The sequence below is a fragment of the Pseudomonas sp. 1L-E-NC-VB-C3 genome (assembly GCF_057291535.1).
Genome location: NZ_JBXAWD010000014.1, coordinates 35,394 through 50,187, shown reverse-complemented (window position 1 = coordinate 50,187; position 14,794 = coordinate 35,394). Strand labels below are relative to the sequence as shown.

The 14,794-nt window shown below is 61.3% G+C and carries 13 protein-coding genes; all 13 read right to left on the bottom strand.

The genetic code is table 11. The annotated features are described in order from the left end of the window. Positions 1-68: 68 nt before the first annotated feature. The gene (locus tag AC0Z5Z_RS21500; RefSeq protein WP_071174010.1) at positions 69-350 is read right to left on the bottom strand and encodes a type II toxin-antitoxin system RelE family toxin; all 282 of its coding nucleotides are present in this window, start codon (positions 348-350) and stop codon (positions 69-71) included. After that, positions 340-585, bottom strand: coding sequence for a type II toxin-antitoxin system Phd/YefM family antitoxin (locus tag AC0Z5Z_RS21495; RefSeq protein ID WP_041477418.1), 246 nt, complete (start codon positions 583-585; stop codon positions 340-342). Before AC0Z5Z_RS21495 ends, AC0Z5Z_RS21500 begins: the two co-directional genes overlap by 11 nt. Positions 586-674: 89 nt before the next feature. After that, complete coding sequence (locus AC0Z5Z_RS21490) at positions 675-920, bottom strand: DUF2789 domain-containing protein (RefSeq protein ID WP_252887101.1); 246 nt, start codon at positions 918-920, stop codon at positions 675-677. 77 nt (positions 921-997) lie between these two features. Continuing rightward, positions 998-2,593, bottom strand: coding sequence for an efflux transporter outer membrane subunit (locus AC0Z5Z_RS21485; protein ID WP_485611609.1), 1,596 nt, complete (start codon positions 2,591-2,593; stop codon positions 998-1,000). Beyond that, the gene (locus AC0Z5Z_RS21480; RefSeq protein WP_150637840.1) at positions 2,590-3,657 is read right to left on the bottom strand and encodes an HlyD family secretion protein; all 1,068 of its coding nucleotides are present in this window, start codon (positions 3,655-3,657) and stop codon (positions 2,590-2,592) included. Before AC0Z5Z_RS21480 ends, AC0Z5Z_RS21485 begins: the two co-directional genes overlap by 4 nt. A gap of 27 nt (positions 3,658-3,684) precedes the next feature. Beyond that, positions 3,685-5,223 (bottom strand): MFS transporter, encoded by a 1,539-nt coding sequence (locus AC0Z5Z_RS21475; RefSeq protein ID WP_485611608.1) that lies wholly within the window; start codon positions 5,221-5,223, stop codon positions 3,685-3,687. Positions 5,224-5,447: 224 nt separating this feature from the next. Continuing rightward, on the bottom strand, positions 5,448-6,365 hold the full coding sequence (locus AC0Z5Z_RS21470; RefSeq protein ID WP_016772273.1) for a LysR family transcriptional regulator: 918 nt from the start codon (positions 6,363-6,365) through the stop codon (positions 5,448-5,450). 174 nt (positions 6,366-6,539) lie between these two features. Next, on the bottom strand, positions 6,540-7,406 hold the full coding sequence (locus tag AC0Z5Z_RS21465; protein WP_041477414.1) for an ABC transporter permease: 867 nt from the start codon (positions 7,404-7,406) through the stop codon (positions 6,540-6,542). A 20-nt stretch (positions 7,407-7,426) separates the two neighbouring features. Continuing rightward, on the bottom strand, positions 7,427-8,287 hold the full coding sequence (locus AC0Z5Z_RS21460; RefSeq protein WP_095181150.1) for an ABC transporter ATP-binding protein: 861 nt from the start codon (positions 8,285-8,287) through the stop codon (positions 7,427-7,429). A gap of 17 nt (positions 8,288-8,304) precedes the next feature. Continuing rightward, positions 8,305-9,201 (bottom strand): TauD/TfdA dioxygenase family protein, encoded by an 897-nt coding sequence (locus AC0Z5Z_RS21455; protein ID WP_095181151.1) that lies wholly within the window; start codon positions 9,199-9,201, stop codon positions 8,305-8,307. A gap of 333 nt (positions 9,202-9,534) precedes the next feature. Further along, positions 9,535-10,902 (bottom strand): HlyD family type I secretion periplasmic adaptor subunit, encoded by a 1,368-nt coding sequence (locus AC0Z5Z_RS21450; RefSeq protein WP_024011116.1) that lies wholly within the window; start codon positions 10,900-10,902, stop codon positions 9,535-9,537. After that, the gene (locus AC0Z5Z_RS21445) at positions 10,892-13,048 is read right to left on the bottom strand and encodes a type I secretion system permease/ATPase (RefSeq protein ID WP_051600365.1); all 2,157 of its coding nucleotides are present in this window, start codon (positions 13,046-13,048) and stop codon (positions 10,892-10,894) included. The genes AC0Z5Z_RS21450 and AC0Z5Z_RS21445 overlap by 11 nt, the downstream gene beginning before the upstream one ends. A 33-nt stretch (positions 13,049-13,081) precedes the next feature. Further along, positions 13,082-14,434 (bottom strand): TolC family outer membrane protein, encoded by a 1,353-nt coding sequence (locus AC0Z5Z_RS21440; protein ID WP_095181152.1) that lies wholly within the window; start codon positions 14,432-14,434, stop codon positions 13,082-13,084. Between the last annotated feature and the right edge of the window lie 360 nt (positions 14,435-14,794).

Here is a 14,794-nt window from a genome sequence, read left to right as displayed (position 1 = left end):
TGGCCCAGTCCGGTCACTCAAGAATCTCATCGACAAACATCGGCCACTTGAATGAAGCGGGGGCTCGTTCAACGGTTCCTGGCAGCATCGTAAACGCTGCTGCGTTCGCGCTTGCCAACCGCTAGCACGGAAACCACGACTCGTTCGTCGATGACTTGGTAAACCAATCGATATCCCGAGGCTTTGAGTTTGATTTTGTAGCAGTCGGGCATGCTGTGGAGGGCGTCAGCCGGGATTCTGGGAAGCTTCAGCCTCTCACCCAGCTTCTTTTTGAACTGCTCCCGCAACGTATGACCCAGCTTGTTCCACTCTTTGTGCGCAGACGGCAGAAACTCAAGCTTATAAGTCATCCAGGCTTACCGAAATGGGCGTTTCGTGGAGGCGGGAACGAACAATGTCAGCCAGCTCAAGATCATCAAGCCGCTCCATCATTGCTTCATAAACTTCGGCCGGCACCATATAGCCCATGACGCGATTGTGGTTGAGGACAGCGACGGCCCCCCCATGTGCACCGTTCAACACGGCAGTAGGATTTTTCTTCAGTTCAGAGACACTGACAGCCATATCGGCGAGAACGCTTTGCATAATAAGAACCTCAAATTAGGACGTGATTTTGGTCTATTTATGCCATGTGGACAACTGTGGCGTTCAACGAGGATACAACTTCGCGATGATCACCCCACCCGCCCCTTCCGCAACATCACATTCAACTGATCCACCACCTCCGCCCAATCCGCATCATCCAGAATCTCCTCGCGCAGAAACTGCGCCTGACTTTCCGTCCAGAAAAACGCGTCAGCCAGATGCAAATCCGGTTTGAGCGGCGAATGGCTGGCGATGAATTGGTCGATGCCGGTCGGATCATCTTCGAGGCCGAGCTGTTTGAACAGGGCCGGTAGGCTGTGCTGCGGATTTTCCATGATGCAACTCCTCTGCAATTCAGGTCCGGCGTTGCGCCGTTGCTGCAATGGAGTTGATCATAGCTGGCGCTGCGGGTTCAGGGTCTGGCGACGTCAGGTGAGCCTGCGGCCAGTTGCGCTGCCGGATAGACCGATTGCCACCCGCCGCCCAACGCCTTGTACAAACCGACCATCGCCAGGGAGACGCCGGTCGAGCTTTCCACCCATTGCTCCTGCGTGGCGAGCAAGGCGCTCTGCACGGTGAGGACGTTGACGAAATCGACCACGCCTTCGACGTATTGCTGTTGCGCGGTGCGCAGGGCGATCTGGTTCTGGCGCACGGCTTCGGCGAGGCTGTCGCGCCGGCGCTGGCTGGCGTTGTAGGCGGTCAGTTGGTCGTCGATTTCATGCCAGGCGCGCAGCACGGTTTGCTGGTAGGCGATGGCCGCTTCTTGTTGCTGGGCTTCGCGCAGTTGCAGCATGCCGCGAAGGCGACCGCCGTCGAACAACGGCAAGCTGAATTGCGGGCCGATGGCAAAGGCACGCGAGCCCCATGAACCGAAATCGCTCAGCTGCATGGCCTGTGAACCGAGGTTGCCGGACAGGGTGATGCGCGGATAGAAATCGCCCTTGGCCACGCCGATGTTGGCGGTGGCGGCGTGCAGACGCGCTTCGGCCTGGCGGATATCGGGGCGGCGTTCGGCCAATTGCGACGGCAGGCCGATGGCGACTTGCAGTGGTGACTGCGGTACTGCCGCGTCTGTGGATAACGTTTGAGCGAGAGCTTGCGGTGGCTCGCCCATCAACAGACTGATCGCGTTGATCAGTTGCGCCTGACGCTGCTCGAGCGCCGGCAGCCGTGCCTCGATGGCGGCGACTTGCGCGGCGGCTTCGGCGACGTCCAGGTCGGTCGCCACGCCATCGGCCAGCCGCAGCTGCGAGAGTTTCAGGCTGTGGCGAGCGACGTCGAGGTTCTGCTCGGTGACGGCGCGGGTGTTCTGCACGCCGCGCAGCTGAATGTAGTTTTGCGCGGTGTCGGCGAGCACGGTCAGCAGTACGTCACGACGGTCGTTTTCTGCCACTTCGAGATTGGCATCAGCGGCTTCGGTTTCACGGCGCACGCGGCCCCAGAAGTCCAGTTCCCATGATGCCGAGAAGCCGGCATCCCACAGGTTGAAAGCCTCATCGCCGTTATTTCCCGATGGATCGTTCAAGCCTTTGCCACTGTTGCGTTTACGTGCGTAGCTGCCGCTGGCGGCGCTGTTCGGATAACGCTCGGCGGTGATCACCTGGCGCGCGGCGCGGCTTTGTTGCAGGCGGCTGCTGGCCAGTTGCAGGTCGAGGTTGCTGTTCAGCGCGCGCTGGGTGAGCGCGGAAAGTTGCGGGTCGTGGAAGGTTTCCCACCAGCGTTCGTTCAGGGGTTCGCTGACGGCCTTGCTTGGGGCAGACCGCGCCGGTTTGGCCCAGTCGGCAGTTTGAGGGGCTTCGGGTTTCTGGAAGTCCGGGCCGACGGTACAAGCGCTGAGGCTGACTGCAAGCAAGGCACTCAGGGTGAACTGCTGCCTATGCCCCCATCGCTGGCAAGCCAGCTCCCACAAGGATTGTGCAGATTGTGCAAAATGGTTCAGCCTGCCAATGACCCCTGTGGGAGCTGGCTTGCCAGCGATGAGGCCAACCGATTTAACACCGATCATCGCTGCGTCACCTCGCGCCCGGACGCCTTCGAGCTGGCGGTATCAATACTCGCCTCGACCGACATCCCCACCCGCAAGCGCTCGGCCAGTGGCTGGCCCGGTTCCAGCATGATCTTCACCGGAATCCGCTGCACCACTTTGGTGAAGTTACCGGTGGCGTTATCCGGTTTCACCGCAGCGAAGGTCACGCCGGTCGCTGGCGCAATGCTCTCGACGCGGCCGGTCAGGGCTTCGCCGCCCAAGCTGTCGACCCGCACTTGCACATCCTGACCCGGCTGCACGTCGGTCAACTGGGTTTCCTGAAAATTGGCGACCACATAAGCCTGCTGCAACGGCACCACCGCCAACAGTTTGCTGCCCGGGGTGACGTAGGCACCGACACGCACCGCGCGCTCGCCGATCATGCCGTCCTGCGGCGCGGTAATGCGCGTGTAAGAGAGGTTGAAACTGGCGATTTCCAGTGCCGCCTGCGCGTGTTTCAGATTGCCTTCAGCGGCGTTGCGCTGGGCAGTGAGGATTTCGACTTGTTTGCGTTCGGCCGCCAGTTTCGCGGTCGCGGTGTCGAGACGCGCCGAAGCCTGATCAATGCGCGTGCGCGCCTGTTGCGCGTTCTGCACGGTGCCGGCACCGACTCCGGCGAGATGGTTGTAGCGGTTCAGTTCCTGCTGCGCAAAAGCCATTTGCGCTTTGGCCGAGACCACGGTGGCCTGCGCCTGAGCGATCAGCGACGCCTGCCGCTCAAGGGTCGCATTGGCGTTCTGCAATTGCGCCCGCGCGACCAGGGTTTGCGCGTCCGCCGCTTCCGCCGCTGCGCGCAAATCACGGTCATCGATCAGCGCCAACAATTGCCCGGCCTTGACCTGCTGGTTGTCTTCGACCAGCACCTGCTTGATGAACCCGGCCACGCGGGGCACCACCAACGTGTAGTCGGCGGAGACGAAGGCGTCATTGGTGGTTTGCTCGGTGCGTTGGCCGAACAGCCCGGGCATCGCCAGGTACACCAGCACGCCCACCGCCAGCGCGGCAGCCACGGCCACCGCGAGTTTTTGCTTGGATTGAGTCATAAAAAACCTTCAGTTTCAGTACAGCGATCAGGTCGGCGCGCGCGGCGGATAAATCCGCGTCGGCAGCCAGAAAATCAGCAGGATCAACGCCACGGCGACGCCAGCCATGCACAGGTACAAATCGGACGAAGTCAGCACCACCGCCTGCTCGTGCACGCGGTGAGCGAGGCCCGGATCGCTGTGATCGGCCAGCGGCGAATTGCCCAGGCTGTCGACCAACATGGTCGAATGGAAATGCAGGCGCGCGGTGGTCAGCGCTTCGATCACGCCGGTGGCGACCACTGCGGCGAGACCTTTGACGGTGTTGAACCACGCCGACGCGAACGGCCCTTCCATCGGCGTGATACTGCCGGTCGACAACATCAGCAGCGGCAACACCGCCATCGGCTGGCCGAAAATCTGCAGCCATTGCAGGACGTAAAAGTCATCGCGAATCCACGCCGAAGTCAGGTGTGAACCGCCGAGGCAGGACAGCGCGAGCATGCTCAGACCAATGCCAAGCACCCAGCGGCAATCGACCCAGCGCAAGTTGCATAGCGCCGCCACCAATGGCAGCGCGATCAACTGCGGCAGCGCGGCAATGAGCATGATCGGCGCGGTTTGCGCCGGACGATAACCCTGCACCTGGGCCAGATAACTCGACGGAATCAACACCACCGCCAGCAGCACGATCAGCACCCCGGCGAGGGTGATCAGGGCGAACAGCAGGTTGCGGATGCCGAGCATCTGCAGCTTGAAAAACGGAATCGGCTGCGACCATTCATTGATCATAAAAGCCACCAGCAGCAGCGAACCGGCACCGAGTAATCCACAGATCAGATTCGACTCGAACCAGTCCAGTCGATTGCCCTGCAACAGACCGATCACCAGCATGCAGATCGCTGGAAAGCCCAGCAGCAGGCCTTTCCAGTTGAACGACTTGAGGCGCTCCAAGCGCAGCGGATCCTGGGGCAATCCGTAAGCCACTGCGGCCATGGCGATCAGGCACGGCACGATGATCTGCCAGAAGGTCCATTGCCAGCCGACGTATTCGGTCCACAGCCCGGCCAGCGGCGTGCCGAGTCCCGGGCCGAAAGTCGCAGTCAGTGCGTAGCCGGCCAGTCCGTAAAGTTTGATGTTCGCCGGGAGGAAGCGCAGTGCAACGGTCATCAGCATCGGCGGCAATGCACCGCCGGCGAGGCCTTGGAGGATGCGCATCAGCAGCAGACTTTCGTAGTTCGGGGCGAACGGGCACAGCACGCCGAGCACGGTAAACAGACCGATGACGCAGAGGGTGAAGCGACGCAGCGAGAAGGTCACCGAGCACCACGGCGCAAAGGCCATGGCCGCGACCGACGTGGCGGTGTAGCTGGCGACCAGCCAGGTGCCTTCGTCGTAGCCGATGTGCAGCGCGCCGCGAATATCGGCGAGTGCGACTTTGGTGACCATCTCGTTGAGGCCCGAGACCAGCACGGCCAACAGCACGCCGACCAGACCAATGATGATCCGCGCCCCGAACACCGGTGGCGCAGCCGCCGTCGCCGGGCTGGTCGCGGCGAGAGGCGCCGAGACCGTCAGGAATGTCATGAATGAAAAGCTCCGGGGGTGAAATACCGGAGCATTTTAGTGGGGCTTGATGCTGACGAAAATTGACTTATTGGCAGGTTATAAGTGCATCAGACACAACGGTGAATGCCTATGTGGGAGCGAGCCTGCTCGCGAAAGCGGTGGACCAGCCGCCATTGAGGTGACTGACTCGACGCCTTCGCGAGCAGGCTCGCTCCCACAGGGATTCGATGGTGCCTGATGATTTACGGCTGTGCCGCCAGCCATGTTTCATCGCAGCAGGTCTTGAGGGTTTCACGCAGCCAGCGGTGGGCCGGGTCCTTGTCGAAGCGCGGGTGCCAGGCCTGGGTCAGCATGAGCATGGGCAGCGGAATCGGCAGGTCGAACGAACGCAGTTTCAGGCCCAGCCGCCGCACGCTGAGCAGGGCTTCTTTGGGCACCGGCAGGATCAGGTCGGAGTCGGGCAAGGCAAACATCGCCGCGTGGAAGCTCGGCGCGATCACCGCCACCCGGCGCTCCAGCCCCAACGCATTCAACGCCGTGTCGATCGGGCCGCGAGCGATGCCACGCCGCGACATGCTGATGTGGGAAAAACCGGCGTAGCGCTCGGCCGTGATTTCGCCGTCGAGCAAAGGATGGTTCTCGCGCACCAAGCCGACGAAATGCGTGGAGAACAGGTTCTGTACCTTAACCTCCGGCGTGAGCGGACGGGTGTTGCTGACGCTCAGATCGATGCGTCCTTCGCGCAGCGCCTCATCGTCGCCATCGCCTTCCGGGACGAAGCGCAATTCGCAATGCGGGGCGAGCTGGTCGAGGGTGTCGAACAGCTTGCCGCCGTAAACGCCGACGAAGAAATCATTGGCGCGAATGCTGAAGCGCCGGCGCAAGGTGCCCAGCTCGACGCTGTCGGCGGAGCGGAACAGCAGCGCCGCCTGCTCGACCACGTCGCGCACCTGTTCGCGCAGTTCGAGGGCTTTGGGGGTCGGCACCAGGCCACGCCCGGCGCGCACCAGAATCGGATCGCCGATGGCTTCGCGAATCCGCGTCAGCGTGCGGCTCATGGCCGCCGGGCTGAGGTTCATCCGCCGCGCCGCGCCGACCACACTGCCCTCGTCGAGCAAGGCATCGAGGGCGACCAGAAGGTTCATGTCCGGGAGTTGCATGCTGAGCACTCTTGGCTGATCTGGATTGATCCGGGCGCAATGCTAGCAAACATCCCTAAAGAGTGACGATGCCAGCGCTGGCCTCTTCGCGAGCAGGCTCGCTCCCACCTTGGAATGCGTTCTCATGTGGGAGCGAGCCTGCTCGCGAAGAGGCCGGCCCAGCCAACGAAGATCTCAGCGCTGCATACCCCAGCGCTTGACGGTCACGCGCTCAAGGGTGGCAAACACCAGATTTTCCACCAGCAGACCAATCAGGATCACCACCGCCAACCCGGCAAACACCTTGTCGGTGTACAGCTCATTGCGATTCTGGAAGATGTACCAGCCCAGCCCGCCCTTGCCGCTGGTCGCGCCAAACACCAATTCGGCCGCGATCAAGGTGCGCCAGGCAAACGCCCAGCCAATCTTCAAACCGGCGAGAATCGACGGCAGTGCCGCCGGGATCAGGATGAACAACACAAGGCGCAAACCCTTGAGGCCATAGTTGCGCCCGGCCATGCGCAGCGTCTCGGACACACCGAGAAATCCGGCATAGGTGTTCAGCGCCAGCGCCCACAACACTGAATGCACCAGCACGAAAATCAGACTGTTCTGCCCCAATCCGAACCAGAGCAGCGCCAGCGGCAGCAGGGCAATCGCTGGCAACGGGTTGAACATCGAGGTCATGGTGCTGAGCAGATCACGTCCCAACTGGGTCGAGACCGCCAATGTCGTCAGGGCGAACGCGAGGACGATGCCGATCAGGTAGCCTTTGATCAGCACCACCAGCGAGATCCACACCTTGGCCAGCAGCTCGCCACTGAGCAGCCCGTCGAACAGGGCCTGCGCGGTTTGCAGAAAACTCGGCAGCATCAGGTCATTGTTCTGAATCCGCGCGACCACCTCCCAGATGATCGCCAGCACAATCAGGATCAGGCTTTTGCGCAACCAGCCCTGTTGCCACAGGCGCGTGCCAAGCGGCAACTCGCGCTCGACCGGCACTGCGGTCAGCGGCTCGAGCACGGTTTCGAATTCTTCACGCACGGATGATGAATGGCTCATCGGGTAGTCCTCCTGGCCGCTCAATAGGCGATGCGAATGTCGTTGAAGTCGTGATCACGTTCGGTCTCCGGCGTCTGGCCCTCATCGAACAGCAGACGATGAATGCGCCGCGCCGACGCCTGAAACGCCACGCCGCCGAGGCTGTGCAGGTCGTATTGATGGCTGTGCACTTCGGCGCGCACCCGGCCCGGATGTGGCGACAACAAGAGGATGCGATTGCCCACCACCAGGGCTTCTTCAATCGAATGGGTGACGAACAACAAGGTGAAGCGCACCTCTTCCCAGAGGAGCAGCAACTCCTCCTGCATCTTGCGGCGGGTCAACGCATCGAGTGCAGCGAAGGGTTCGTCCATCAAAAGAATTTTTGGTTGCATGGCCAACGCCCGGGCGATCGCCACCCGCGCCTTCATGCCGCCGGACAAGGTGTGTGGATAGGCGTCGGCAAACGCTGCCAGACCGACCTTTTCCAGGTAGTGCAGCGCACGCTCTTCGGCGTCTTTCTTGTTCAAGGTGCGCGAGGCCAGCAGCGGGAACATCACGTTCTGCTTCACGGTTTTCCACGGCGGCAACTGGTCGAATTCCTGAAACACCACAATGCGGTCCGGCCCCGGCGCATCGACGCGCTGGCCTTGCAGGCGGATCTCGCCTTCGCAGGGCTGGATGAATCCGGCGACCGCTTTGAGCAGGGTCGATTTACCGCACCCGGACGGGCCGAGCAGGACGAAACGATCAGCCGGGTCGACGGCGAAACTGACTTGATGGGTAGCGCGCACCACTCGCTGCGGCGTGCGGTATTCGAGGCTGACGTGATCGACGGCCAGCAACGCTTCGCTGTGGGCGATCGGGTTGCTGACCGCGCGGCCTGGCAAAGGGGCGTTCATGATCGATCTCCGGCAAATCAGAAAGGCGCGTCGCCCTGAATGGTCGTGCGATACAGCTTGCGGCGCAGGTGCGCAGGACAGCCGGCGGCGAGATGGATCAGCGAGCGGTTGTCCCAGAACACCAGATCATGCGGCTCCCACTGATGGCGGTAGATGTTTTGCGGCAGCACGCTGTGGGCGAAGAGTTCGCCGAGCAGCTGACGACTTTCGTCTTCCGGCAGACCGACGATGCGCGTGGTGAAGCCTTCGCTGACGAACAAGGCTTTGCGGCCGTTTTCCGGATGGGTGCGCACCACTGGGTGCACCACTTCGGCGACTTGGGCCAGTTGTTCCGGGGTCAGGGTCGGGCGCCAGTTACCTTCGAACTTGGTTTCGCTGTAGCGCGCGGTATAGGAATGCGCAGCGGAACGTCCTTCGACCGCAGTGCGCAAGGCAGCGGGCAAGTCGTCCCAGGCTTTGTGCATGTCGGCGAACAGCGTGTCGCCGCCCTCGGCGGGCAGCTCTTGGGCGTGCAGCATCGAGCCGAGACTTGGCAGCTCTTTATAGGAGAGATCGGAATGCCAGAACTTGCCGGCGTCACCGAGACCGATGTTCTGGCCGTTCTCGATAATGTTGGAAACGATGAGGATTTCCGGGTGATTGGCCAGCAGGAACTGCTTGAGCACATGGATCTGCAACACGCCGAAACGGCGGCTGAAATCGATTTGCTGTTGCGGGGTAATCTGCTGATCGCGGAAGACCACGACGTGGAAATCCAGGTGCGCGCGGTGAATCCGCGCGAAGTCCTGATCATTGACCGGCCGGCGCAGGTCGAGGCCAACGATCTCGGCGCCGACGGCACCGCTGAAGGGGCGAATTTCGAAGATTTGCGGCGCGGCAGTTGCGGCGCTTTCGGTGGCAGTAGCGGCGGACATCAATCATCTCCCACGCACGGCGCGCTCATGGCCGCGCTCGTCGATCAGACACTCACGCTGGATTGCGTGTCGGTTCAGGTCGTGCGGCGCGCCGATTGGTCGGCAGGTACGCAGGTGGGTGACTTTATAGCTATAAGAACTGGAGATTAAATACCGTTATTGAATAACGATATGGCGAATGGTGAGGGGGTGGGTGACCATTTGTGTCACTTACCGACGGATATGTAGCGCTTCGGAGGACGCCTTCGCGAGCAGGCTCGCTCCCACAGTTGGAATGCAATCTCCTGTGGGAGCGAGCCTGCTCGCGAATAGGCCGTCACCAGCGCCGAAGATCTAGCGCTCGTGCAACGCCTCAGCCCGCGCCCGAATGATCGGCTTGAGCAAATAGCTCAACACCGACTTCTTGCCAGTGATGATATCCACCGAAGCGACCATCCCGGGAATGATCAGCAAAGGCTTTTCATCCGTGCCCAAGTGGCTGCGCTCGGTGCGCACTTTGATCACGTAGTAGGTGGTTTTCTTGTCTTCGTCGGTGATGGTATCCGCACCGATCTGCTCCAGCTGTGCCTTCAGGCCGCCGTAAATCGTGTAGTCATAGGCGGTGAATTTGACGATCGCTTCCTGACCCGGATGCAGGAACGCGATGTCCTGCGGGCGGATCTTGGCTTCGACCAGCAGGGTGTCGTCCAGCGGCACGATTTCGACCATGTCGCTGCCCGGCTGGATCACACCGCCGATAGTGTTGACCAGCAACTTGTTGACGATGCCCCGCACGGGTGAGGTAACCAGCGTACGGCTGACGCGGTCTTCCAGCGCCTTGCCGGTGGCCTGGGCCTTGTTCAGATCGGTGCGCGCTTCGTTGAGTTGGGTCAGCGCTTCGCTGCGGAATTTGCCGCGGGTTTCGTCGATCTTGCGCTGCACTTCCTTGATCGCCGATTCGGCGCGTGGGATGGCCAGCGTGGTCGCGTCGAGCTGGCCACGGGTTTCCACTTCGGCACGCTTGAGGCGCAACACTTCCACCGGCGAGACCGCGCCCTGCGCCACCAGCGGCTCGGACATGTTGATTTCCTGACGCTGCAAACCGAGTTGCTGACGGTACTGCGCCTGCTTGGAGCTGAACTCACGCAGCTCTTGCTGACGCTGGATCAACTGCTCCTGCAAGCCGCCGATTTCATCGTGCAACTGCTGACGGCGGCTGATGTACAGCGACTCTTCGCTTTTCGCCTGGCCCGGCACGGCTTTGAGCACGTCCTCGGGGAAATTCAGCGGACGATCATCGACTTCCGCGCTCAGACGCTCGACCCGCAGCAGCATCGACAGGCGATCGGCCTCGGTTTCGCCGACGTTCGAGGCAAAACGTGTGTCGTCGAGACGAATCAGCGGCGCGCCGGCCTCGACGATCTGGCCTTCCTTGACGAACAGCTCGGAGACGATACCGCCCTCCAGGTTCTGGATTTTCTGAATCTTCGACGACGGAATCGCCTTGCCGTCGCCCTTGGTCACCTCGTCGATCACGGCGAAGTTGGCCCAGAGCATGAGGAACACGAAAAAGCCGATGATCGCCCAGATGGTCAGGCGCACGACGCGCGGGGCGTCTTCGATCAGCGCCTTGTTGACCTCCGGCAGCGGCTGACCCTGCAGCGAGGCAGAGCCCTTGAAGTAGCGACGGATCGACTCCTTGACACCGGACTTAAGCAACACTGATCTGCCCCTTCTTCAACGCTTCCATCACGGCGGCTTTCGGGCCGTCGGCGAGAATCTGCCCGCGATCGATCACCAGCAGGCGATCGACCAGCGACAACAGCGATGCCCGGTGCGTGACCAGCACCACGGTCTTGTTTTCAATCACTGCTGCGAGGCGTTGCTTGAGGCGTTCTTCGCCGGTGTTGTCCATCGCACTGGTTGGCTCATCCATCAGCAAGATCGGTGGATTGAGCAACAGCGCCCGGGCCAGGGCGACGTTCTGCCGCTGGCCGCCGGAGAGGTTTTGCCCACGCTCGCCGACTTGCAGCTCGTAGCCTTGCGGGTGCAGACGGGCGAATTCGTGGACGCCGGCCAGTTCGGCGGCTTGCAGCACCAGCTCGTCTTCGACGTAACGCGCGCCGGACACCAGGTTGTCACGCAGGGTGCCGGACAGCAGCTGGATGTCCTGCGGTACGTAGCCGATGTTGTAGCGCAGTTCGCTGACGTCGATCTGGCGGATGTCCACGCCGTCGACCAGCAAGGCACCGTCGTCCGGTTGGTACAGGCCCACCAGCAGTTTCGCCAGCGAACTCTTGCCCGAGCCGCTGCGGCCGATGATGCCGATCTTCTCGCCGGGACGGATGACCAGGTTGATGTTCTTCAGCGCAGGGTTCTGCTGGTCCGGATAGGTGAAGCTGAGCTGACGGCATTCGATCGCACCCTGCAAAACCTTGCGGCTTAGCGGACGCTCTTCGAAATTGCGCTCCTGCGGCAGCTCCATCATCTGGTCGACCGAAGTCATGGTCACCCGCGCCTGTTGATAGCGCGTGAGAAGGCCGGACAGCGACGCCAGCGGGCTCAGCGCACGACCACTGAGCATGTAGCAGGCAATCAGCCCGCCCATGCTCAGGTTGCCGGCGATGATCTGGTATACGCCGAAGACGATCATGATCACCCCGGCCAGTTGCTGGATCAGCAAGGTGATGTTCATCGCCAGACCGGAGAGCATTTTCACTCGCAGCTCTAGGCGGCTGAGGGTGCCGATGGTCTGCTCCCACTGATACTGGCGCTCGCTTTCGGCGTTGTTGACCTTGACCGCGTCCAGACCGGCGAGGGTTTCGATCAGGCTCGACTGGCGCTCGGCGCCCAGCGCCATGGTCCGTTCCATGGTCGCGATCAACGGCTTCTGCAAGGCGTAGCCGATCAGCAGGGCAATCGGGAAAGCCAGCACCGGAATCCACACCAGATGCCCGCCGAGAATGGCGATGACGATGAAAATCAGGATGGTGAACGGCAGGTCGATCAGGCTGGTCAGGGTCAGCGACGCGAGAAAGTCGCGCAGGCTCTGAAACTCATGGATGTTCTGGGCAAAGCTGCCGACCCGCGCCGGGCGGTATTTCATCGCCATGCCGACAATGCGCTCGAACAGCGTGGCGGAGATGATCAGGTCGGTTTTCTTCCCGGCCAGATCCAGGCACAGGCTGCGCAGGCTCTTGAGGATCAAGTCGAAGATGTAAGCGCCGGTGATGCCCAGCGCCAGCACCCAAAGGGTTGCTTCGGCCTGGTTCGGCACTACGCGGTCGTAGACGTTCATCACGAACAGCGGCGCGGCCATGGCGATGATGTTGATCAGGAAACTGGCGGCGATCGCATCGGCATACAGCCAGCGCGAACGCTTGAGGGTGTCGCGAAACCACGAGCGTGCGCGCGGGATCAGCGTGCCGTGGTTGACGTCGAACTTGTGCTGCGGCTGGGCGAAGAACACTTTGCCGGTGTAATCGTCGCTCAGCAGTTCGCGGCTGACCACCGATTCGCCGCCATCGCTTTCGCTCAGCAGCACGCGTGCTTCGTTGTCGCCCTGCCAGCCGAGCAGGACGGCGCTGCGGCCATCCTTGAGCAGCAAAAGCGCGGGCATGGCGATCGCCGGAATTTCTTCGAGTTTGCGCTGCAACACCCGCCCCTGCAGCCCGGCGCGAGCCGCTGCGCGCGGCAGCAACTCGACACTCAAACGTTGTTTGGGCAGCGGCAGGCCGGTGGTCAGCATCGCCGCGCTGGCAGGCTTCTGGTGCAGCATGCACAGGGCGAGCAGACCATCCAGCAACGGATCGTCATGCAACGCGCGTGGATCATGGCTGAGTTGAACTCGACTGACTTCTGATTCCACGCTCGACACTCTTTAACAGTTGGAAGGGATAACTCAGTTCATCCCAGGCAGCTGGACCTTGGGCTTCACGTCGTTCTGCACAACGGATGCCAACGGCGCGACCACTCCCTGGCTTTTGAGCAATTGGCCCATGGTCGCCTTGATTCGGTACTGAGTAAATAACTGAATGTTCTTGATTTCCGCCAGACGCCGCGAGGCGGTGAACAGCTCGTTCTCGCTGTCGAGCAAGTCCAGCAGGGTGCGTTCGCCGAGGCTGAATTGACGCTGGTAGGCGGTACGCACCGAGGTGCTGCGATCGACGTACTGCTGAGCGATCGGCACTTGGGCGTTGGCATTGTTCAGCGCGTTCCAGGCGAGGCCGAGCTCTTCATTCAACTGACGCAGGGCGTTGTTGCGGATGTCCAGCGCCTGGTTGGCCAGGTACGACTTGGATTCCAGATCGGCCTTGTTGCTGCCGCCGGAATACAAGTTAAAACGCATGCGCAGCATGGCCTGCCATTCGTTGTTGTGGCCGTTCTGACCATCGAGATCGTTGTCGGCGGAGCGGCCCAGTTCGGCGTCGAAACGCGGGTAGAAGGTCGATTTGGCGGTGGCGAACTGCTTCTCGGCAGCGGCGATGTCCGACTCGGCGGAACGCAGGATCGGGCTGTTTTCCAGCATTTGCGCGCGGGCTTCATTGAGGTTGGCCGGCATCATCGCCATGAACGGCGCCGGGCGCTCGAGCTGGTCGGGCATCTGGCCGACGGCGCTGAGGAAGTTGGTTTCCGCGTCGGCGAGGTTGGTCTGTTCGGTGATCAGGTTGTTGCGGGCCTGGGCCATGCGCGCTTCGGCCTGATCAAGGTCGGCACCGCTGCCGACGCCGCGCTGGGTGCGCAACTGGATCTGGTCGTAGATGCGCTGGTGGCTCTTGAGGTTCTCCTCGGCCAGACGCACGAATTCGCGACGGGTCAGCACGTCCAGATACACCTGGGCGACGGTCAGTGCAGTACGCTCGGAAGTGCCCAGCAGCGAGTAAGCACGGGAGCTGACGTTGGCTTGTTGACGCGCAACTTCGTTGGACGTCGCGAAACCGTCAAAAACCATTTGCGAGAGACGTAAACTTGACTCGCTGCGGTTCAACGTCTCCCAGTGATTGCTTCCACCGTTCGCTCGCGTGGTCACACTGTCAGTGCCTTCACGGCCATAACCGCCCAGCAGATCGACCTTGGGCAGGTATCCCCCTTTCGCAGCCTTTAACTGATAATCCGCCGCCAATCGACTGTTGACCCCCGCCTGAATCTCCGGATGGACATCCAGCGCCTGTTGCATGGCTTCTGGTAAGGATTGTGCTTGTACAAAAGAGGCGGCGAGAGCGAAGGGAGCGGCAAGGAGCAAAAGCGAACGCATGGTTGGAATTTTCCCGGAACTTCTTGTCTTGAATCACAGCAGAAACGTGGTGCTGCGTCGGATGATGGCAACCCGAAAGACCGTATGTCGGAAAGTTCAAAACAGGAACTGGATGACAGGCTGAAGGACAGGTCGCCGCGGAAATATCAATGTGACATTAGTGGGGCGATTGTTTAGGATGGCTCCCAGAAGGTCAATAGTTTGGCATAAAGTTAATCGCGATAATTTATAGCCAGATTATTGACGGAAATACAGCGTCAATAAGTTATCCATTTATAGAAAGTACGTCCAGACTGAAGTGGCGCCGACGCCCGTCAGGTCCATGGAAGTCAACTGAATGTGACACCCCGGAGAGTCTTC